The 20,525-nt window shown below is 71.2% G+C and carries 21 protein-coding genes; 11 read left to right on the forward strand and 10 right to left on the reverse strand.

From position 1 onward, the window contains the following. Positions 1-15 precede the first annotated feature (15 nt). From IE244_RS23800 to IE244_RS23820, 5 genes are all read right to left on the reverse strand, one after another. Entirely contained in the window at positions 16-153 is a 138-nt protein-coding gene (locus IE244_RS23800) for a hypothetical protein (RefSeq protein ID WP_191875611.1), read from the reverse strand. Then, a complete protein-coding gene (locus IE244_RS23805; protein WP_191875612.1) occupies positions 150-3,137 on the reverse strand; it encodes an ATP-binding protein in 2,988 nt (995 codons plus the stop codon). The genes IE244_RS23800 and IE244_RS23805 overlap by 4 nt, the downstream gene beginning before the upstream one ends. A 54-nt stretch (positions 3,138-3,191) precedes the next feature. Beyond that, complete coding sequence (locus IE244_RS23810; protein WP_191875613.1) at positions 3,192-3,674, reverse strand: hypothetical protein; 483 nt, start codon at positions 3,672-3,674, stop codon at positions 3,192-3,194. Positions 3,675-3,714: 40 nt separating this feature from the next. Then, positions 3,715-3,978, reverse strand: a complete 264-nt coding sequence (locus IE244_RS23815; RefSeq protein WP_191875614.1) for a TrbC/VirB2 family protein — start codon at positions 3,976-3,978, stop codon at positions 3,715-3,717. 61 nt (positions 3,979-4,039) lie between these two features. Next, complete coding sequence (locus IE244_RS23820) at positions 4,040-5,686, reverse strand: conjugal transfer protein (protein ID WP_191875615.1); 1,647 nt, start codon at positions 5,684-5,686, stop codon at positions 4,040-4,042. Between the two features lie 314 nt (positions 5,687-6,000). Here IE244_RS23820 and IE244_RS23825 point away from each other — a divergent pair, with 314 nt between their 5' ends. The 8 genes from IE244_RS23825 (at position 6,001) to IE244_RS23860 (ending at position 14,558) form a co-directional block, all read left to right on the forward strand. Then, positions 6,001-6,501: a hypothetical protein gene (locus IE244_RS23825; protein ID WP_191875616.1), complete on the forward strand. Its 501-nt coding sequence runs from the start codon at positions 6,001-6,003 to the stop codon at positions 6,499-6,501. A gap of 30 nt (positions 6,502-6,531) precedes the next feature. Further along, the gene (locus IE244_RS23830; protein WP_191875617.1) at positions 6,532-7,146 is read left to right on the forward strand and encodes a hypothetical protein; all 615 of its coding nucleotides are present in this window, start codon (positions 6,532-6,534) and stop codon (positions 7,144-7,146) included. After that, positions 7,143-8,165 (forward strand): hypothetical protein, encoded by a 1,023-nt coding sequence (locus IE244_RS23835; protein WP_191875618.1) that lies wholly within the window; start codon positions 7,143-7,145, stop codon positions 8,163-8,165. The genes IE244_RS23830 and IE244_RS23835 overlap by 4 nt, the downstream gene beginning before the upstream one ends. Continuing rightward, positions 8,162-8,527, forward strand: coding sequence for a DUF4913 domain-containing protein (locus IE244_RS23840; RefSeq protein WP_191875619.1), 366 nt, complete (start codon positions 8,162-8,164; stop codon positions 8,525-8,527). Before IE244_RS23835 ends, IE244_RS23840 begins: the two co-directional genes overlap by 4 nt. Positions 8,528-8,686: 159 nt before the next feature. Next, positions 8,687-9,355, forward strand: a complete 669-nt coding sequence (locus IE244_RS23845; RefSeq protein ID WP_191875620.1) for a hypothetical protein — start codon at positions 8,687-8,689, stop codon at positions 9,353-9,355. A gap of 6 nt (positions 9,356-9,361) precedes the next feature. Next, on the forward strand, positions 9,362-11,413 hold the full coding sequence (locus tag IE244_RS23850; protein ID WP_191875621.1) for a peptidoglycan DD-metalloendopeptidase family protein: 2,052 nt from the start codon (positions 9,362-9,364) through the stop codon (positions 11,411-11,413). Then, a complete protein-coding gene (locus IE244_RS23855; RefSeq protein WP_229854303.1) occupies positions 11,414-12,823 on the forward strand; it encodes a hypothetical protein in 1,410 nt (469 codons plus the stop codon). Between the two features lie 4 nt (positions 12,824-12,827). Next, positions 12,828-14,558 (forward strand): type IV secretory system conjugative DNA transfer family protein, encoded by a 1,731-nt coding sequence (locus IE244_RS23860; protein WP_191875622.1) that lies wholly within the window; start codon positions 12,828-12,830, stop codon positions 14,556-14,558. 116 nt (positions 14,559-14,674) lie between these two features. Here the strand turns inward: IE244_RS23860 and IE244_RS23865 are convergent, their stop codons facing one another. Continuing rightward, on the reverse strand, positions 14,675-14,875 hold the full coding sequence (locus tag IE244_RS23865) for a hypothetical protein (RefSeq protein ID WP_191875623.1): 201 nt from the start codon (positions 14,873-14,875) through the stop codon (positions 14,675-14,677). After that, on the reverse strand, positions 14,868-15,377 hold the full coding sequence (locus IE244_RS23870; protein ID WP_191875624.1) for a hypothetical protein: 510 nt from the start codon (positions 15,375-15,377) through the stop codon (positions 14,868-14,870). Before IE244_RS23870 ends, IE244_RS23865 begins: the two co-directional genes overlap by 8 nt. A 253-nt stretch (positions 15,378-15,630) precedes the next feature. On the opposite strand from IE244_RS23870, the gene IE244_RS23875 reads away from it, so the two are divergent. Next, complete coding sequence (locus IE244_RS23875) at positions 15,631-15,918, forward strand: hypothetical protein (RefSeq protein ID WP_191875625.1); 288 nt, start codon at positions 15,631-15,633, stop codon at positions 15,916-15,918. Here the strand turns inward: IE244_RS23875 and IE244_RS23880 are convergent. After that, positions 15,889-16,878 (reverse strand): helix-turn-helix transcriptional regulator, encoded by a 990-nt coding sequence (locus IE244_RS23880; protein WP_191875813.1) that lies wholly within the window; start codon positions 16,876-16,878, stop codon positions 15,889-15,891. The genes IE244_RS23875 and IE244_RS23880 overlap by 30 nt on opposite strands. Before the next feature lie 271 nt (positions 16,879-17,149). Here IE244_RS23880 and IE244_RS23885 point away from each other — a divergent pair, with 271 nt between their 5' ends. Next, positions 17,150-17,395 (forward strand): helix-turn-helix domain-containing protein, encoded by a 246-nt coding sequence (locus IE244_RS23885; protein WP_191875626.1) that lies wholly within the window; start codon positions 17,150-17,152, stop codon positions 17,393-17,395. Between the two features lie 68 nt (positions 17,396-17,463). Here the strand turns inward: IE244_RS23885 and IE244_RS23890 are convergent, their stop codons facing one another. Together IE244_RS23890 and IE244_RS23895 are read right to left on the reverse strand one after the other, a co-directional pair. Next, complete coding sequence (locus IE244_RS23890; protein ID WP_308436281.1) at positions 17,464-18,132, reverse strand: hypothetical protein; 669 nt, start codon at positions 18,130-18,132, stop codon at positions 17,464-17,466. A gap of 92 nt (positions 18,133-18,224) precedes the next feature. Beyond that, complete coding sequence (locus tag IE244_RS23895; RefSeq protein ID WP_191875627.1) at positions 18,225-19,994, reverse strand: ABC transporter ATP-binding protein; 1,770 nt, start codon at positions 19,992-19,994, stop codon at positions 18,225-18,227. Positions 19,995-20,200: 206 nt separating this feature from the next. Between IE244_RS23895 and lxmA the strand changes: the two genes are divergently transcribed. Further along, positions 20,201-20,419: a lexapeptide family class V lantibiotic gene (lxmA, locus tag IE244_RS23900; RefSeq protein WP_031172570.1), complete on the forward strand. Its 219-nt coding sequence runs from the start codon at positions 20,201-20,203 to the stop codon at positions 20,417-20,419. Positions 20,420-20,525: the final 106 nt, after the last annotated feature.

Raw genomic sequence — 20,525 nt, forward strand, 5'->3', positions numbered from 1 at the left:
TGATGTCCTTCTGCCTTACTGGGGGACGTGGTCGGTCAGGACGCAGCCGTCGATGCGTGCGGGCTGCACGCTGTGGCCGCTGGGGACCTTGAGATCGGGGCAGCAGTTCAGGACCCGCAGGTCTGTCCGGGGGTTTCGGGTCGTGGGGGTCATACGGCTGTCGATTCCGCCGCCACGGCAGTGGGCTGCGCCGGGTCCTCCTCCGCCTCCTGCAGGAACGTCCAGTCCCAGACGCTGACCGGCGGATTGATGCCCTGCCGGGTCGGGCGGGTCGTGCCGTTGGTGTCCGTCGCGGCGAGGATCTCCTTGAACACCAGGTCTACGGCGACCGTACCGACCCGCTTGTCGGCGTCGCGCTGGAGGCAGACACCGGTGCGGAGTTCCTGCAGGGCGGCGATGACCTTCGGGTCGTCCTCGGGGCGGCCGAGGAGCGGGGCGACCAGGGAGGCTTCCTGGGCCGACTTCTGCTTGAACGCGAACACCGTGTGGATCTGGTTGGCGCCACCGCTGCGGGCCTCGGAGTCCTCGATCTGGACCAGGTCGATGGCCTGCTGGGTGATCAGGACGGTCACGGCCAGGTAGGAACGGCCCTGCTTCAGGGCCCGGCGCATCAGGTCCCGGCCCGACTCCGTCGCCGTGACGACGTACGCCTCGTCGACGAAGAGGGCCTTGGGGCGCAGGCCGACCTGGCCGGTGACCGGGTTCTTCTCGTAGCCGACGTCCAGCATCTGGCTGCCCAGTTCCACGACCGCCATCAGGGCCGTCGCCGCCAGGCGTTCCGCCGGGTTCCAGTTGCGCGGGTCGGACGCCGCCGGCGACTGGAAGCCGCGCATGGTGATGACCGTACGCCGCTTGCGCATGCTGGACAGGGGCTGCGGGCGTTCCGCGAACGACAGGCGGGCGTACGGCAGGGTGCGCAGCTCGGTGAGGAGCATCTGGGCGAGCTTCAGGTCCTTCGTCGCCTCCCTGTCACCCGTCGCGACGGCGTGGTCGTAGGCCGCGACGACCTCGTCGACCACCTGCCACAGCGTCGGCCGGGGCACCTGCTGCTCGGCCTCGCGGGCCGAGTAGCCCTGTTCCACCGCCTGGCGTATCGCGGAGTTGTAGCGGCCGATGACCGTCGCCATCCCCTCGATGACGGGCAGCCGTACGCGCTGGTAGTCCTCGTCTCCGAGGAAGCCGCGCAGCATCGACTCGGCGAGGAGCCGGCCCGCGGGCACATCGCGGGCGATCACCCACGGATCCAGTACGCCCGCCTGGCCCTTGAGGAGGTCGACGACCTCCGTCTCCGCCCAGAACTCCGGGTTGACCGGCTGGAACGCGCTCTGCGGAGTGCCGAGGACGCCGGCCTCCGCGTCGGCCGGAAACGCCGGGTCGTTCACCTGGGCGCCGAAGGCCAGGTAGTAGCACATCTGGGCGAAGTCGGTCTTGGGGTCGATGACCAGGCAGCGGACGCCCGACTCCGACTCCTCGTAGAACTTCTGCAGCGCGAGCGAGGACTTGCCACCGCCGGACGCGCCGACGATGGCGAGGCCACCGCCGTCGTTGCGGGCCGGACCGACGTGCAGTGAGTAGTGGACCGGCATCTTGCCCGCCCAGCCGACCAGGTTGCCGACCCAGCCCAGGCGCTTGCCGGAGCGGGTCTCGGGGTTGTCACCCAGTTCGGTGCCCGCCGTGGGCAGGCCGGCGCCGAGCTGCTCGACCTCCTGCAGCCGCAGGTAGGGGGCGATCGGCAGCTTGGGCGCGTCACCGGGCAGCTGGGACTGCAGCAGACGCCACTGCTGACGGGTCGGGCGCAGCAGCGTGACCTTCAGGTCCTGCTTGAACTGCATCTCCAGAACGCGGCGGCGGCGCTCCAGCTCCTTGACGTCGGGGGCCGAGATCGTGAAGCGGATCTGCGCCTCCATACCCGGCATCTTGTGCTCCTCGATGTCATCGACGAGCTCCTGGGCGCGGGTGACCTGGCTGGCCAGCTTGGTGTCCGGCGTGCGGCCGGAGTTGGCCATGTCGTTCATCTCGTCCACGAGGTTGCCGCGGATCTTGTCGGCGCGGTCCTTGAACTTCGAGTACGGGATGAGCGTGAACCGCATGTCGATCTCGACCGGGAACTCCACGTGCTGGGAGGCGTAGCGGGCCCACGCGGTCGACTGGCGGAAGCGGGTCTCGGCCGGCCAGTTGGCGGCCACCAGCGTGGTGGTGTAGCTGGTCTGCTGTTCGCCCGTGACCTCGTCGTACTGGTGCAGCACGATGTGCGTCTTACGGTTCTCACCGGAGAAGTCGACGACCAGGTCGAACTGGTCCGGGCCCCAGGCGCGCGAGCCCAGGATCGGCTCCGGCGGCACGGGCAGGTCGCCGTGCAGCGGCTTGCGGATCAGCCAGACGAGTTCCTCGCGGGTGAGCGGGGTGCCCTTGAGGCCTTCCAGGCTCTCGTGCACCTCCACCGCGGTCTGCGTCCACTCCGCGAGGACGGAGGGGGACAGCCGCTCGTCCGCGACTCCGGTCGCGACGGAGGCGGCCTGGTCGGCCGTGCCGCGTACGCCCTGGAGCAGTCCGGGCTCGTCGTAGGGCTCGTCGTCCTGGGACAGGACCCCCGTACCGCCGCTGCTGCGCTTCAGGGAGCCCAGCTTCACCAGGAGGATGTTGCGCTCCCGTTTGGCGCCGATGCGCTCCTGGTACTCCGCCTTGCGCAGGTTGTAGGCCTTGTAGTTCTCCGTGGGCTCCCAGGCGACGGCGTTCAGCTCCTCCGCCCAGCTCAGCGCGGTGATCGGCTGGTACACCTTGCGGTAGTGGCACTCGACGTTGCGGTCGCCGCGGGCGAGGTTGAGCAGACCGCGGGGCGGGCCCTCGGCCATGGCCTGCAGCTCGGCGGCGTTGAGGTACTCGTCGATGGCGGTGGGCAGCACGAGGCCGGTCCACACCGAGTCGCCGTGCACGAAGATCATGTCGTCGGCATAGCGGTAGGGCAGCCGGAGGTCCTCGCTGCGGGCGGACGACGAGCCGGAGCCCTTGGAACGGGACGCGGACGACCGTGTCTGGCCGCCGCCCTGGCCCTGCTTCTTGTTGCTCGACGACGCGGCCATGATCATGGCGACCACGAAGAAGGCTGCCGCCGCGCCCAGAAGGATCAGCATGAACATGGAGGAGTCACCCTGCGGTAGTTGACGTAGGACAGTGGGAGGCCGGCGATCGGGTCAGCGGCGTGCCGAGAACGCGGTGCCACGTTCGGCGGCGGCCTGGCGCGCGGTGTCGTACCGCGCCTGCCAGCGGGGCGAACCCGGGGTCCAGAGGATGACCTGCCAGTGCAGCTCCTCCGGTTCACGGTCGGCGGCGAGCCCCTGCAACCGCTTCGGCTGGAACCAGTAATCGGCCCACACCACCAGTTGCTGGCTCAGGGTGAGCGCCGAAGGCAGCGGCCGGCCCCAGATGAAGTAGACGGCGAACGGCGGACCGAAGTAGATGATCGACGTCCACATCGACAGCCCCAGGAAGGGCAGGAAGGCCGACACCGTGAACAGCGTGATGAGCCACACCAGGCCGAAGCCGAAGGCCGCGCCCAGCGCGGGCAGCAGCAGACCCGGGAGCGGGATGTTGCCCCAGTTCCAGATCCGCTTCGGGCGCTTCACCAGGTCCGTGTGGTCGTAGGCGACCAGTGGCTCAGGTGGTTCCTGCGTCAACGCTGCGCACCTCCCTTCCGCTTACGGCGCTCGGCACCGATCAGTTGCCGTTGCCGATGTCGCTGCCGAGACCGATGAGGAGGGAGGCGAGGCCGGTGGCGCCACCGATGATCAGGGCGGCGAGCGCGATCATGCCGAAGCCCTGGAAGGCCTCGCGCATGCCGTCACCGCGCTTCATCGACAGGAGCATGCGGATGCCGAGGACGAGAAGGGCGATGACGGCGACCATGGTGCCGGCGTTGCGGAGGATGTCCTCGATCCGGTTGAACATCCCGGTCATGTCGTCATTGGCGGCCAGGTACATGGTGGTTCCTCTCAGGTGACGTTCGGTGTGCTGAGGTGGCGGCCGAGGGGCCGGCCGTGGGTCAGGACTTCGTGGGCCGCTTGCCCTTGGAGGACTGCGTGGTCGCGCTGGGAGACGAGGACGGCGAGGACGGCGAGGGGCTGCCGCTGGCTTGGGTGCCGGGCGTCTCCTCGTCGGGCGAGCTGGTCTGCTCGTCGTCGGCCCGGCCGCCCTCTTCGTCCAGCGCGCCGCCGCGGATGTCCTGGATGAACCAGCCCTGCGCGGTGTTCACCACCGTCAACCGGTACGCGCGGCGCACGGTCCGGGACAGGCCGTCACTCCACTCGACAACCGCCTGTACCTCTACGGTCTGGCCGGCCTTGTAGGTGTACGGGCCGTTGCCCTGAAGGCCCTTGGGGACCAGCGCCTCCACCGTGTCGAGCTTCGGTGCGCTCAGCCGTCCGTCCAGGCCGGAGGTGGCGAAGGTCGTGGCGCCGGGCGCCGTGAACCGGGCCATGGCGGTGGAGTCGGACTTGCCCCAGGCCTCGAAGTAGCCCGGCAGCACCTGCTGCTGGAGCTGCGTCGAGAGGTTGTCGTCCACCACCTCGTCCTTCTTGCTGATCTGCGGGACGTCCGCACGGACCGGCATCGGCATCTCGCCGACGTCACCCGCCACGCGCATGCCCTCGCCGGTCTTGAGGTCCTTCACGTAGACGGGCACGGTGAGCGTGGTGAGCTGGCCGTCCCTCGTGCGGACCTGCACGCCGATGTAGCGGCCGTTGTCGCCGTACTCGGGAAGCTGCTCGGCCGTGCCGTCCCAGGTGGCGGAGACGGCGGTCTGGATCCCCTGGCCGTTCCAGCCGCAGTCGGGGTCAACACCGGCAGAGGCGTACCGGGCGAGGTTCTTGCGCCTCTCGTCGGCCTTGGCGGGGGAGAACGTCATGCACAGCAGGGCGTACTGCTCCGCGAAGGACGCCGCCTGCTGGGTCGGGAAGTCGGTGAGCCGGTACTTGGCCGCGTCGGCGGCGTCGAGACCGGCCGTGGAGGCCCCCGACGACTTGCCGATCACCAGGCCCATCACCCCGCACGAGCCCAGTGCGAAGACACACGTGGTGATGAGGAGGGTGGCGCGCAGCGCGACGTGTGTGCGGCGTCCTCCGCCGCTGATGCGGCCGCCGGGCCGGGGGACGTCGAAGTCGCGGGAAGGGCGGGACGCGGTCGCTGCGCTCGCCTTGGCGGCGGGCGCGGACGCGAAGGAACCGGCGGCTTCGGGGCCGGCGGAAGGCGCCGCTGCGGCGGCCGCGGGAGCGTGAGCGGCGGTGATCGCCGGAGCGTGGGCGGCGGTCGCCTGGGCGGGGGCCGGCTTCGCCGGGCCGCCCTTCTTGCGCTGTTCCTTCGCCGCCTTCTTCTGCTCGTAGGCGGCCTTGCGCGCCGCCCGCTCCCGCTCGCGCTTCTCCTTCTTCGACTCGCCCTGCGGACGCGTCTCACGCGGCGGCAGGGCGGGGACGGCGGCCCGCCCCGCCTGGGGCGAGTTGCGAACCCAGGCCGCGGCGACCTGCGCCCGGGCCGCGTCGGAGGGCAGCTGCTGGGGCTGGGGGTGAGACGGCTGCGGGGTGGTGGACTGGCCCTGGGCCTGCTGTCCTCCCTGTGCCGGCCACGCCTGGTGCTGCGGCTGTTGTGGCTGCTGTGGAGGACCGAAGGACCCGGGCTGCCCGTTGTGGTCTGTCATCGAGTCGGTTACTCCAGCGAGTCGGTTTCCCGTCCGCCTGGGCGGGTCGGCAACCGCACCGCACGACGGGCCCTGGCCCGGCCAGGTGCGCTGGCAGTGTGGCAAAGACCCGTGCCTGGACCGTGGTCGCTTTTCCCGGTGGGAGTCGGGGAATTCCCGATGGGCCGTCCCGGGGAAACCGATCGGGAAAACTGTCGGGGACATGTCGGGAGAGGGCTTCGGTGTAGGGAACGGCCCCGGCCCACAATGCGCGGGGTACCTCTGCCGACGTACCCGCACCTGGAACCGACACGGACCTTGGCGAAGGACGAGAGTTGAGCGACGACAGCGGGCAACCGCAGCAGCCCGATCCGCGCGCCTGGGGCGCACCGCAGCAGGTGCCAACGGTCCAGTACACCCCACCGGCCGCGCAGGTCCCGCAGATCTTCCCGGCCGAGCACGCCTGGGTGGACGGCTACGAGCCCGGCAATCCCTGGCAGGCCCGCCTGTGCGTGCAGACGCCGTACGGCATCTTCGCCCACCCCCTCACCCCCCACACCATCCCCGAACTCCTCGAACAGATGGTGCTGGTGGCGCAGGAGCAGCAGGGGCTGCCGGTCGGCATCGACACGGATCCCGTCCCGGAGACGCCCGCCGCGGACACGGAGGACGAGGAGGAGCAGAGCCTGGGGGACCGTCTCCACGGCGGCCGCGCCGCGAGGCTGACCGGCTGGGCGGTCGTCCATGACCTGTGGGAACGCGAGGATCCGACGGCGCGGATCGTGATGGGCGCGATCGTGGTGGTGCTGTTGCTCCTCGGTATCTTCCTGACCTGACCGTCCGCTCGACCGACCGGGAGAAACCACATGCTGACGGAGACGACGGGACGCACTCCGCAAGACCTCGCCACCGAGCTGGCCGTGCTGCGGGAGGTCGACTGGGCCTCCGTGTGGGCGGGTCCGCCGCAGGGCGGGGACGAGCTGCGGAAGTGGTGCGGGCGGTACGGCTGGGAGCCGCTGACGTTCGACCGGCAGCTGGTGGTGCGGGGGCGCAGCGGGGGCGAGCTGACGCTCTACTCGAACGGTCACTGGAGTCCCGTCTCCAGCGTGCGCTACGACGCCTGGCAGGTGCGGGCCGGCGAGGCGGCCGAGAACGCCTCGGTGCTGAGCAGCGCGGACCAGGCGTGGCCCGGGTACCTGGATGCGGCGGTCAGCGTGCTGGGCGCTCCCGTGTGGGCGGGCTCCTGGGACGCCGAGGACTTCCCGGAGCCGCCGACGCCGGCGTTCTGGAGGGACCGGGAGTCCCGGCTGAGCAAGCGCAGCCCGTACCGGCTGGCCTACTGGGCACCCAGGAGCACGGACGGGGCCGTTCTCGTCCTCGACCAGTCGGTGTCGTTCCCCACCTGGACGCAGGACCTGCCCGGCGGGTCGATGATCTGCCTCACGGCCCGCGCGGCCACGGTGACCGGGGGCGCCGGGTGAGCTTCGACTCCCCTCCCACCAGGGAGGAGATCACCGAGGCCGTGGCCCGGCAGCATGCCTACCGCCAGGCGGAGCCGCAGTCGCAGGAGGCGGGCGAATCGGTGGCCCAGCGCATCTACACGGACTGGCGGGAGGCGCATGCGCAAGGCCGCGACGTGCCGGACCTGGTGTCCTTCGTACGGGACGTGGCGGGCACCGGGTCCGTCACCCGCGAGGACCGCGGTGAGGTCCGTGCCTTCTGGTCGTACATGTCACAGCCTGAGGGGGCGTCCGAGCCGATCGGGCACCGTTACCTGGCACAGGCGTGCGGCAGCTCTCGGGGCTTCCAGGTGCTGGAGGACACCCCGGCCGGGAGCCGGCTCGACTCGTACCAGCTCTGGAACGAACACGTGAAGGACGCCCTCGTCCGGGACTACGGGCTCGACGAGGAAGCGGTGAACGCCCTCGCGCCCGAGGTCTGGTCCACCGTCTCCCAGCGTTACGCCGAGGCCGCACAGGGACCGGTCGTCGCCTTCGCCACCGACATCGCCGCGTTCTCCGTGCTCGGCAAGGACGAACTCCCGCGTCTGCTCGCCCACGAACAGGTCGGCAAGGACAACATCAGGTTTCCGCTGCCCGCGCCCCGGCACGAGCATCTTCCGCCGGAGATCGACGCGTTGATCGCCGACGACGCGATGCGGGCGCAGGTGCTCATGGAGGACTTCGACCCCGAGAAGTCCCCGAAGGAGTTCGCGGCCAAGCTCGGGGGCGTCGACGTGCCGGAACGGCTGCGCGACGACCATCAAGCCGCCCTGAGGCGTCTCCAACTCGCGGACTCCTACGAGGAACTGAACGCCAAGGCGAGTGCACCGCAGCCCGCCGCGGTGAACGAGTTCCTGCCCGGCGTCGCGGTCCGCCCCGTCGCCATGCCCGCGGCCCCGCGTGGTCCGGCCGCCGGTCACGGAGTCCTCAACCCGGCCGCGGCCCTCTCCCTGCCGACCCCGATGCCCGTGCAGCAGTCCGCTGGAGTGGAGCGATGACCGCCGCCGCAGAACCGACCGAAGAAGAGCCGCAGTTCTACTTCGCGGACGTCTACGCCTTCGTCTCCGACTATCTCGCCCAGATGATCCGCCGTCGGGTCAACGGCACCTCCACCACCTGGTGCCCGACGTGGTGGGAGCATCCGGAGGCCGGCGCCCGGCTCTCCGCGATGTGGCTGGCCTGGGAACACCTGCGGCAGGACCCGGCGCTCGGCATGTCGACGTGGTGGCTGCACCACGCCGACCCGCATCTGCGGATCCTGATGGACCCGGACAACGGCCCGTTCGCGGCCTGTTCGCCCAAGGACGGTCACACGGCCTACCCGTTCGACCCGCTGCCGGTGGACGCGCGACCGGAGTGACCGGCCCGGGCATCCGCTGAAGGCCTCGCTTTCCTCTCCTTTCCCGCGCACTCCCGTCCCCTTTCCCGCCGGGAATTCCCGCCGCCCCGGCCGGCCGACCTCCCCCTACCGTGTCCCGGTCACCCGCCGTACCGGCTCGCACTAGGGAGGCGCGGGAACGTGGAGTTGCCTGAGGAGAACAAGCGCGCGGGGCTGCTGGCCCTGGCCGTGCTCGGTGTTCTCTTGGTCGCCGTGCTCACCGTGTTCACCGTCTTCGACGGGAGCGACGGAGAGGACAAGAGCGGCGGTTCTCCGGCGCCCAGCGCCACGACCGGCCAGGGCGGTTCGGGCTCGGGGACGGACACCGGCGCCGGTGACGCGAAGGGCGGCGCGGCCGAGCCGATCATGACGTCCGCCGAGGCCACCTCGGCACACGAGGCCATGGCCCAGTACATGGCCGGTCTCAACACCTACGACCACAGCAGTGACACGGCGACCTGGAGCGCCCCGCTGCTGCGTCTGACCACGGACGACATCCGGATGAAGCAGCTCACCGCCCTGCCCACGGGCAAGGCGTGGGCGGCCTGCCTGGCCGACCGCTGCTCCTCCAAGGGCACCGCCGTCGTGGTCCGCGACGCTGTCATCTCGGACGACCTGGTGCGCGGCAGCGGCCGGTCGATCTCCAGCCTGGTCAAGGTGACCGCCACGCGCACCGCGGGCGGCAGGACCACCACGGAGTCCAACCGGTGGCTGGTGTCCGTCAAGGAGGTCAGCGGCCGGTGGCTAGTCTCGGGATTCGACGTCTTCGGCCTCGGTGACGTGGGCGCCTCCGACGATTCGGGGGCGTGAGTCGGCATGGTTGCTCCGGCGGTGCTGGCCGCCGCCAGCAGGGCCGCGAAGGTCGCCAAGGCGGCGAAGGCGGCCAGGCAGGCGGCTCAGGGCGGCAAGGGTCCCGATGGGGGCAAGAAGAAGAACCGCAAGTGGATGTGGATCGTCGGCGGCGGCTTCCTGCCGATCGCCGGAATCGGCGGTCTCATCATGGTCCTGCTGGGCGCCATGCTGGGTGGCATGTCGGCGGGAGTGGCCGCGGCCTCCTGCGAGGATTATTCGGACAGCGCGAACGCCGGCAACACCGGCGACGCCGCCGCCACCAACCCGATCATGCCGGCCGGCAAGATGTACATGCCGAGCGCGACGGCCCGGAACGAGATCCCGCCGAAGATGATCCTGGCGGCCATGCGCGCCGCCGCACGCTACGACGGCCTCGACTGGACGCTCATCGTCGGGCAGATGTACCAGGAGACCAAGTACGGCCAGGACCCCTCGGCGGCCCCGGGCGGCGCCAACTCGCTGGGCTACATGGGCATCCTGCAGTTCGGCCACCCCGCCTGGAACCAGTACGGCGCCGACGGCAACGGCGACGGCAAGAAGGACCTGTACAACATCGACGACGCCGCCTGGGGCGCCGCCAACTACCTGCACGCCCTGCACGCGGAGACCCAGCCGTGGAAGGCGCTCCTCGGCTACTCGGGCTCCACGGCCTCCAACACCATCTACCCGCGGGTCGTCCTCACCGAGGCCGCCCGCTACCGCGGTGTGCTCACCGGCGACAAGGACCTCATCAAGCGCTGGTACGCGCATCTGAAGGAGGCCATCGACAAGAACCCCTCCTTCCCGACCCTCGGCAAGCAGTCGGACATCCCCGAACCGGTCGGCAACGACGCGCAGCCCGGCTCGGCGCTGTCCATAGCCTCCTCACCGCCCCGCTCCTGGTCGACCCCGCCGCTGGACGGCGGTGGGAGCGACAACAGCGGCGTCACCACCGCGATGGCCCCGGCGGCGTACTCCATGCCCGCCGACAAGCCGGCCGCCACCGGCAAGGACTGGCAGTGGCCCATGAAGAAGGGCACCTACACGCTGGGCACCCGGTACCACGAGGCCGGCAGCATGTGGAGCCTCGGCTACCACACCGGTCTCGACCTCGTGGCCTCCGCGGGCACCCCGATCTACGCCCCTGCCGACGGCAAGGTGGTCCACGCGGGCCCCGGTGGCAGCTACGGCAACATGACGGAGATCCAGCACGCGGGCGGCGTGATGACGCTGTACGGCCACCAGACGACGATCAAGGTGTCCGTCGGGCAGAGCGTCAAGCGCGGCGACCTGATCGGCACGGTCGGTGCGACCGGCAACGTCACCGGTCCGCACCTGCACTGGGAGGTCCTCCTGCCCGGTGTCGACAACCCGTTCGTGGCCGGTCAGGACCAGGGACCGGGCATGGTCGACCCCGAGGGCTGGATGAAGGGGAAGGTCACCGCCGACCCCGACTACGGGACCGTCCCCGGCTCCGACAAGGGCGGCAGGGACGCACAGTACGCGGAGTGCGCCCAGCAGCACGGAGGCTCGTCCGTTTCGCCCGACGGCGCCGGCGCCTCCGGCGTCATCCCCGACGCCGACGACCCGGTGATCCGGGCCGTCCTCGGCTGGGCGCAGCGCGGGATCGGTGTGCCGTACGTGTACGGGGCCCCGCGACTGCAGGGCGAGAACCCGACCAGCTTCGACTGCTCCAGCTTCACGCAGTGGGCGTACTACATGGCCAGTGGTGGGAAGATCAACATCGGTGGGACCACGTACGAGCAGCAGCCGTACCTCAGCAAGTACAAGGTCTCGCTCTCCGAGGCGCAGCCCGGTGACGTGATCTTCTTCCGGCCCGAGGGCAACGGCCGCTCCGGGCACGTCGGTCTGGTCTGGGACCCCAAGGGCCACAAGATCCTCCACGCTCCGCGGCCCGGCAAGACGGTGGAGTTCAGCACCTGGGACGTCCAGGACACGATCACCGGTGTCTACCGCGTGCCGATCCCCAAGGGCACCGATCCGGTCGAAGGCAATGGAAAGGAAAAGGGAGCGTAAGTGACTAGGCGTCAGTTCGTCGCCACCGCAGGTGTGATGCTGTCCCTGGGTGTTCTCACGGGCTGCGGCGGAGGCGACGGCAAGGAGGCCGACGCGGGCGGCCGTCCCACCGCCGGGGCATCGGCCTCCGCCACCCGGCAGTCGGGGCCCGCCTACAAGGGGGCCGCTCTGCCCGGACTGGCCAGGACACCTGTCTGGAGCGTGTCGGCACGCCATGCCAACGGCTGCCCGGGCGACCCGGTCGCCAAGGCCGCGGCCCATGTCGCGGGGGACTACGACCCACAGACCTGCCTGATCGGTGACGCCGTCGTCCTGACCGAGGATCTGTCCAAGACCGACGACACGAACCAGACGGTCGACCGTCACTACCGCGTCCGCCTGTACGACGCGCACACGGGCCGGGTGCGCCGCACGGTCGACACCGACACACCCGGCGCATGGCCGACCGAGCGCTCCGGCGGCGCCTCCGCGTACGTCCAAGTGACCAGTTGGAAGGACGGCTCACCGGCCCTCCTGGTGGTGGATGGCGACGAAGTCCCGGCCGACGGGCTGAAGAAGGCGACGGTGAGGACGACGTACACCGTGTACGCGCCCTCCGGCGCGGTGCTGGGCCGCTCCTCGTACACCGGCGAGGAGTACACCGATCTGACCGCGGAAGCAGGCCACCTGCTTCTGAAGGAGGGGTCCGGCACCAGCACGTACGCGCCGATCGGCGGGGGTGCCACCGTCCAGGCGCACGACCGGGACGAGGACCAGGATCCGCTCGGCAGCGGCTTCGGCTACTACGTCCACAGCACCTACGACATCGTGGACGGCAGCGGCAGCAAGCTGGTCGTCGGCGACCGCCGTACGGGCAAGGAGATGTGGACGCTCGACGACGTCCGCGGCCCTGCCGCCGCCGACCGGGACAGCACCCCGGAGCTGCACCCCCTCACCGCCGACAAGGGCCTGCTCGTCTGGGACCTGCCGGCCGATTCCGCGTACGGCGCGCTGCTCACGGTGGTCGACCTCAAAACCGGCCACCTGCTCGCCGAGGGTCCGCAGGTGGACACGGGCAACGTGGACCGGTTGCAGACCGTCCTGTCCGCGGACGGTTCCACCGCCGTCACCCGGATGGGGGCCGGCGCGGTCGCCTGGAACGTGATCACCGGCAAGGAGTTGTGGCGGCAGGGGGAGGACGAGCAGGACATCACGCCGCTGGCTCTGCCGACCACGAAGACCCTCTTCGCCGACGCCGGTCCGGACCTCGGACTGACAGCTGTGGACATGGCCACCAGGAAGGTCCTCGGCAAGAACCTCGACGACGACGCCGACGGCCCGGGGGACGGCTCGGCCCTGCAGTTCACCGCCGACGGATACGGCGTGCTGTTCGCCGGCGACTTCTTCGTCTTCGCGCCGCAGAAGGGATAGAGCGGTGACCACGGAACAACAGAAGAAGCCCCGCCCCGAAGACGACTGGACGACCGAGATCGTCATCCTGATCGTCGTCGTGCTGCTGGGCGTCGGCGGTGCCTGGCTGGCCGCCAAGGTGGGCGCGTCGTTCGCTCACGCGGCCGAACCGCCCGGCAACCCGCTGTCCTTCCTCGTCGCCATGATCAAGGGCGACTACAGCTGGCCGGGTTCGGCCGCCAGCGCGGTCGCCGCCGGGGAGGCCGTCGTCCTGGGCATCCTCGGTCTGGCCGTGTACCGGTTCCTGCAGCGCCGGAAGAACAAGCCCGACGTCGACGGCGCCGCCCAGCACCTCGCGAAGGGCGAGGAACTGGGCAAGCTGACGATGAAGGGCGCGGCGGCCACCGCCGAGCGGCTCGGCGTGCAGGCGAAGACCCCGGGCGTGTTCATCGGCCGGTCCGTCAAGGGCCGTCAGCCACTGTTCGGTTCGTACGAGGACATGCACGTGGACATCTGGGGGCCGCGCACCGGCAAGACCACCCGGCGGGCCGTCCCGGCGATCCTGGACGGACCCGGCGCCGTCCTCGTCACCTCCAACAAGCGGGACATCGTGGACGCCACGCGCGGTCCGCGCGCTGCCCGCGGCCCGGTGTGGGTCTTCGACCCGCAGCAGGTGGCCGCCGAGGCGCCGAGCTGGTGGTGGAACCCGCTGTCGTACGTCACCGACGTCGCCAAGGCCCGCAAGATGGCCGACCACTTCGCGTCCGGCTCACGGGACGCGAACGCCTCCACCGACGCCTTCTTCGACCCGGCCGGCCAGGACCTGCTGGCCAACCTGCTGCTCGCCGCCGCCTGCGCCAAGGCACCCATCACCCAGATCTACAGCTGGCTGTCCAACCCCAAGGACGACACGCCGGAGCGGATCCTGCGCGGCGCCGGGCACACCATGGCCGCCGACGGGTTGAACGGTGTCATCACCGCCCCCGACAAGCAGCGCAGCGGTATCTACGGCGTGGCCCAGCAGATGGCGTCCTGCCTGATCAACCCCGAGGTCAACCGCTGGGTGACCCCGCCCGCCGACCCGCGGGCGCCCGAGTTCGACCCGCACGCGTTCGTCCGCACCGGCGGCACGCTGTACTCCCTTTCCCGCGAGGGCCGGGACAGCGCGGGTCCCTTGGTGACCGCGCTGACCGTGGCCGTTGTCGAGGCGGCGGAGGAGTACGCCACCACCCAGCGCGGCGGCCGCCTCCCGCTGCCGCTGATCGGTGTCCTGGACGAGGCGGCGAACGTCTGCCGCTGGCGTTCCCTGCCCGATCTGTACTCGCACTACGGCTCGCGCGGCATCATCCTGATGACGATCCTGCAGTCCTGGGCACAGGGCATCGAGGTGTGGGGCGAGCGCGGCATGGAGAAGCTGTGGTCCGCGGCGAACGTCCGGGTGTACGGCGGTGGCGTCTCCGACACCCGCTTCCTGGGCGATCTGAGCGAGCTGGCCGGCGAGTTCGAGCTGCGTGAATACCAGACCAGCCGGGAGTCGGAGGCGTACGGCTGGTCCGGCGCCCGCACGGTCAGCGAGTCCGTCCGCCGCGAGCGGGTCCTGCAGGTCTCCGACCTCGGCGCGATGCCGCCCGGCCGCGCCCTGGTCCTCGCCTCCGGTACCAAGCCGGTCCTGGTGGAGACGATCCCGTGGTGGGAGGGCCCCTACGCGGCCGAGGTCCAGGCGTCCCTGCGCAAGTACGACCCGGGGGCGCGGTGACCGGCCTCGAGGCCTTCGGCTGCCCGTCGGGGCGCTGGACGGCCGTGCTCGCCCGGCTGAGGTGAGCGGCAGGCGCGGAGGGGAGGGGCCCGGGTGCCGGGCCCCTCTTGTGGTGTTCAGGGGGTGAGGATCGCGTAGTCCGCGCCGGGTGCCGACTCCGTGCCGTCCGCGTACCGGGCCGTCACCCAGTAGTGGTGCGTGGTGGCGGGCGGGGCGCCGGTGTCCGCGTAGGACGTCTGGGTGGTGGCCGCCAGCTTCTCGTAGGCGTGCGTGTCCGGGTTCCAGCGGTAGACCTGGTAGCCGGTGGCGTCAGGCACGATGTTCCAGCTCAGGCCGACGACATCCTTCCCGGCGGAGGCGGTCACGTCGACCGGTGAGCCGTCCGGGGTCGGCACGCTCGGGGTGGTGTCCTGCTCGGTCGCGACCACGATGTGGGGGGGAGCGGGTCCACTCGTAGTGGGAGTTCCAGTGCTCGTCCACCGCGTCGACGAACAGGCAGCGCTCCTCGCCGTCCGGGAGGGTGGCGTAGTCGTAGGAGGTGGTGTCGGTGCCGAGCCACTCCACCTGGTGGACGGAGCAGACCTTCTCCTCGTCGTCGCCGAGGAGTTGGCCGGCGTAGACGACGTACCGGGCGAGGTCGGGCGTCGGGTTGGCGTCCCACGTCAGGTGGAAGCCGTAGCCGGTGGGGGTGGCGGTCAGGCCGGTGACCGCGGACGGGGGCGTCTCGTCCAGGTGCACGCCGCTGACCGTGTCGGACCGTCCGGACTCGTTGCCGGCGGCGTCGACGGCCGTGACGCGGTAGTAGTACCGCGTGCCCACGCTGCCGGACGTGTCGAGGTGGGACGGCCCGCCGGTGGTGGCGATGCGGGTGTAGGTGCCCTCCCTTGAACACCTGATGGGTCCGGCGGCCGGCTGGCATGAAGGTGTCCCGGGCTGTGCAGGATCCTGACAACGGCTCCCCTTCAGCGCCCGCACCCACGGGTGGCAGAGTCGTGATCATGAAGTACTGGGGCAGCGCAGCTACGGCACACACCATGCGAGAGTCGGCTTCCTCGTCCGTGAACGGCTGGCAGTGAACGAGGGCGTCGCCGCGGCGGGTCTCCAGGAACTGGAACTGGTCCGCGCGGCGGCCGGCCCCGCCCCGGCGGCCACCGCCCTGATCAGGGTGGCCGCCCGGCTGCCCGCCGACTGGGCGTGCACCTGGTGGCTCGACGAGGACGAGGGCCGGATCCTGCTGCGGATCCGGCCACCGTCGGCTTCCGCCCCCGACGCGGTGCGGGTCTGGCTGGCCCGGGTGCTCGCCGACCCGGCGCTGAGGGCGTGGCGGATGTCAGATCCAGCCGCGTTCCCGGGCCAGTAGGGCCGCGTGGGCGCGGTTGCCGGCGTTCAGGGTGCGCAGGACGTCGGCGACGTGCCGCCGGTAGGTGCGCAGGGACACCCCCAGTTCGCGGGCGCCGATCTCGTCCTTGGCGACCCGGCACATCGACTTCAGGACCTCCAGCTCGACGGGGGTGAGCGCCCCGGCGTCCGGCGCGCTGTCCCCGGTCAGGGCCGCGAGGTCGGTGGCCCGGTCCCAGATCTTCTCGAACAGGGCCAGGATGCTGGCGACCAGACCCGGTTCCCGGGCCAGCAGGGCACCCCGGGAGGTGTCCGCGGGGTCGGCCGGGACCAGGGCGGTGTGGCGGTCGTAGACCAGGACCCGTTCGGCCAGGTCGGCGCAGAGCCGGATCCGGGCGCCCTGCGCGCCCAGTTCCCGCAGATAGGCCGCGGTGGCCGGATCGTCCAGCGCCTCCTTGGGCACCACGCTGCGGATGCGTACACCGCGTCGCAGGCAGCGGCTGTCCAGGGGGCGGGCGTGTGCGATGTTCTCGGGGGTGAGCGCCGTGTGCGGCTCGACCGAGAGGACCTCGTGGCGGGCGAAGAACGCCAGGTCGTCGATCCGGTCGCGGATCTGGGTGAGGTTCGTCATCCGCTCCACTCCGCCGCCGGCCGGGGTGTGCGCGCCCATGTCGGCGCGGAGTTCGGCCACCAGGTGCTGGGGCCGTGTGACCTGCCGCAGCTCGTGGTGCAGTTCGTTCAGCCGGCGGTCGGTGAGCAGGCCGACCGCGGCCTCCGGATCCGCGGCCGTCAGCGTGTCGTGTCCGCTCGTGCTTCGGCCGCGCCGCAGCAGGCCCAGGCCGGTCAGCCGCTCCAGCGCCCCCCGGACCTCGCCCCGGGGGGTGTGCAGCAGCAGATGGAGATCCTCCGCCGACGTCCCCGGATTGCGCAGGAAGTGCCGGTACAGACGCTCCTCCGTGCCTGAGAGTCCCAACGCCGCCATGCTGCCCGCACTGTTCATCCTTCCCCCGTGTTCTCCCGTTCCGACCGGGCTCGGTGGGCGCGCGGGTCCGGCACGGCTGGTCGGGCCGAGCTGACGCCGGTGATGCGGAATCCACCGAATTGATGCCAACACAAGGTAATGCATTGGTCAAGGATTCGCATGATCATGTCGTTCGGATTGCAACAAGCTGCGCGCCCGCGGACCCGTGCGGGCGCGCGTCGGTTGGCAGGCTGGAGGGCCGGACGACCGATCGCACCACCCAGGGGGAACCATGACAGTCGTCGTACGGGATGCCGCGCCGGACTTCTCCGCGCTCACCGAACGGGAGCGCGAGGTGCTGCTGCTGCTCGCCACCGGCGAGCAGAACCGCTGGCTCGCGCGCCGGCTGGGCATCGCGGAGCGGACGGTGCGGGCGCACACCGCCAGCATCGTGCGCAAGCTCGACCTCACGTCGCGTTTCCAGGCGGCGATCGTCTCGCACCTGTACGCCGACGACATACGGGCCGACCACGGCTGATCCCCGCGGCACCCCGGCCCCCTTCCGGTACGCCACCGCAGGGGGCCCAGGACGTGCGTGACGGGTGGTCAGCCGGGGAGCATGTCGCCGACCATCTCGATCGCGATCATCCACATCGGCTGCGCCCCGGTGCCGAACGCGGCGGCCAGCGCGTAGCCGACGGCCGCGTCCGTGGCGTCGGCGGCGGCGTCCTCGCCCCACTCGGCGGCCACCCGCCCGTTCCCCTCCGAGGTGAGGTCCCCGAGGCGTTCCTCGCCGCGCAGCAGCCGGCTGCCCGGGATCGAGTCGGGCACCAGACGCCAGGAGCGGTCCCCGTGCCGGACGTCGACGCGGTACGAACGCCGGGTCAGCCGCCCCTTCGCGGGGTCCACCTCGGCCTCGGCGCCGTCGACGGTGAGCGTCAGGCGGGCGCCGTCCCGGGTGCCGATCGGCACATGGTCCGCCGCCTCCGTGCCGGGCGCACGGCGCAGCACGACCCGGGGTACCGACGCTCCCGTCACGCTCACCTCGCCCTCCCGGGTGTCCAGCCGGACGGTGATCGCACCGAAGCGGTCGTCCTGCGAGACGTGCTCGGCGACGGGCCACTCCTCCGGCTCGTCCCCGTACTCCCCGTGCTCCCCGTACTCCTGGTACTCCCCGTGCTCCCCGTATCCCCCCTGCTCCCCGTGGTCCCCGTACCGTTCGTGCTCCTCGGGCTGGGCGTCGGGTGTGGGCTTGTGTGCCGGGTCCTTCGGCATGCGGGTCGTTCCTTTGCTGTTGCTGTCCGGTCGGTGTGCCGGTAAAGGGAAAGTCAAGAGTCGTACGTCATGGGGGACGGACGACGGACGTCTCACGTTCCCGAAGACGTCAGCTGGGTGGCGGCGAGATCGCGGTAGAGGCGGTCGCGGCCGAGGAGTTCGTCGTGCCGGCCGTGGTCGCGCACCCGGCCGTCGGCCAGCAGCACCATGTGCTCCGCCGAGGTCACCGTGGACAGCCGGTGGGCGATCAGCAGCACCGTGCAGTGCTCGGCGGCCCGCTCCACGGTCTGCCGCAGCGCGGTCTCGCTCACCCCGTCCAGGTGCGCGGTCGCCTCGTCCAGCAGCAGCACCTGCGGTCGGCGCAACAGGGCCCGGGCGATGGCCAGCCGCTGCCGCTCACCGCCGGACAGGGCCAGGCCCCGGGCGCCCACCTGGGTGTCCAGGCCGTCCGGGAGCCGGGCGACGAGCGAGTCCAGCAGGGTGTCCCGCAGCACCCGGGCCACGTCCTCGTCGCGGGCGTCGGGCGCGGCGTACAGGAGGTTCTCGCGCAGGGTGCCCGCGAGCATCGGGGTGTCCTGCTCGACGTAGGCGATACGGCGGCGCACCTCGGCGCGGCTGAGCGCGGTGATGTCGGTGCCGTCCAGGAGGATGCGGCCCGAGCCGGTGTCGTAGAACCGCTGCAGGAGCGAGAAGACGGTCGTCTTGCCGCTGCCGGACGGGCCGACCAGCGCGGTGACGGCGCCCGCCGGGGCGGTCAGGCTGACCCGATCGAGGGTCGAGTCCCGGCCCGGGTAGGCGAACGTGACGTCCTGGAGGGTCACGCGCGGGGGCGGGCCGGCCGGGCGGGCGGGGGTCTCGTCGACATCCGTCTCGATCTCCATGTGCCGGACCTCCTCGATGCGGGCCAGGGCGCCGAGCCCCTGCTGGAGCGAGGTCGTGCCGCCGACCAGGGACAGCACCGGGCCACCGAGGTTGAACAGGTACAGCAGGAAGGCGATCAGCGCGGCCAGGTCGAGCGTGCCGGTGGCGACCAGCGCGCCGCCGAAGCCGATGACGGCCAGGAAGGAGGCCTGGACGACCAGCGCCGACAGCACCGCGATCACGGCGTGGTAGCGGGCCCCGGCCAGGCCCGCCCGGCAGGCGTCCTCGGCGGCGGCCACGGCCCGCGCGGTCTCCGTCGCCTCTCCGCCGTTGGCCTTCACCGTACGGGCGGCACCCAGCGCACGGTCGAGCGCGGCACCGATCTCGCCCACCGCCGTCTGCGCCCGGGTGGTGACCCGGCGGATCCGCGGCATCACCACGCCCATCGCCACGCCGACCACGATCAGCACCCCGGAGGTGATGCCGAGCAGCGGCAGGCTCGTCATGCCCATCAGCACGATCGTCGCCAGCAGATGGACGCCGCCGTCGAGCAGCTGGATCACCCCGCTCGTCGCCGCGTGCTGCACGAGGGTGCTGTCGGAGGTCACCCGGGTGGTGAGGCCGCCCGGCTCGACCCGGTCCAACTCGGCGCTGCGCAGCCGTATCAGCCGGTGCACGAGCCCCCGGCGCACATGCAGGACGACCTTCTCGGCGGTGCGCTCGCTGAGCAGCGCCTGGGTCCAGGTGAGCCCGATGGACACCGCCAACAGGCCCACCATCAGCAGCAGTTGACCGTCCAGACCGTGGCCGGTCATCAGCGCGGTGAGCGCGGACTCGACGACCATCGGCTGGGCGAGTCCCGCCGCGCTGCCCGCCAGGGTCAGCACCAGGACCAGCACGAGGACGCTCCGGTGCGGCCGCGCGTGGGCGAGCAGGGCCCGCAGCGGCGGCCGGGGGGACGGCCGGGGGTCCTGGGGGGTCGCCGGTTCAGGTGTGTTCACCCTGACGTTTCTACGTGCGGTCGGGGGGTGCGCGGTATTGGCGGATGCGGCAATGCCGGGGGCGGTACTGCCGGATGCGGCAATGCCGTAACTGACAATGGCGGCAAGGGCTTTACCGCATGCAGATTTCTCTCGTCGCAGCGGACGGCGCCGGACCGGAAAGGCCGGTCCCCGTCATTCCGCCGCAGAAAAGGGAGAGATTCTCAATGCAGTCCACGCAGACCGAGAAGGACCTGTTCGAGGGCTACACGGCCTACACCTCCGCCGAGGAGCTGGGCCTGTACGACGGCAAGGACGCGGCGCCCGCGTTCAGCCCGACCATCCCGTGGGCGATCCGCGCCACCATCATCACCGCGCGTTCCTCGCAGCAGTGCGCCGCGGCCCTGGGGTCGCTGACCGCCAAGACGATCGAGAAGAAGTGCTGACCACCGGACACGTCGTCCGGTGACCCGCGGGGAGGGGCCGTCCGCCCCTCCCCGGGCAGTACTCGCACTTTCCCCAGGAGGCAGGATGGATTCCACCGGCGTGGAT

Source organism: Streptomyces filipinensis (assembly GCF_014649495.1).
Classification (GTDB): Bacteria; Actinomycetota; Actinomycetes; order Streptomycetales; family Streptomycetaceae; genus Streptomyces; species Streptomyces filipinensis.